Origin of the sequence: Collinsella sp. AF38-3AC (assembly GCF_003474365.1) — a bacterium.
Classification (GTDB): domain Bacteria; phylum Actinomycetota; class Coriobacteriia; order Coriobacteriales; family Coriobacteriaceae; genus Collinsella.
In genome coordinates this window covers 1-312 of the sequence record NZ_QROM01000021.1, presented here as the reverse complement: position 1 = coordinate 312, position 312 = coordinate 1, and the positions used below count along the sequence as shown (strand labels likewise).

1 rRNA gene is annotated in these 312 nt (G+C 72.8%); it reads right to left on the bottom strand.

Annotation, left to right across the window (positions count from 1 at the left end):
• Nucleotides 1–20: 20 nt before the first annotated feature.
• A 5S ribosomal RNA gene (gene rrf / locus DW029_RS09850) occupies nucleotides 21–136 on the bottom strand.
• Between the last annotated feature and the right edge of the window lie 176 nt (nucleotides 137–312).

Here is a 312-nt window from a genome sequence, read left to right as displayed (position 1 = left end):
ACGGCTCGGTGCCGTCCACCGGTCAGCGGCGCCCTGGCCTCCCACGGGCTGGCCCCGCAGTACTCTCGGCGCGATGGGGCTTAGCTTCCGGGTTCGGAACGGGACCGGGCGTGCCCCCCATGCTCTGGCCGCTGACCGGTGGGCGGCGCCCACCGTTACGGTGTCCTGGGTCTCATCTACGTGCCCTGGGGGCCGCATGGCGCATAGGAGGAGTCGACTCGGGGGCATCCTCGTGCCCGGACCGCGCCTAAGAGCGCAGGGTCCCGCGGGCCGCGAGGTGCGGTTCCGGAAGAGCTCGGGCGATTAGTGCGG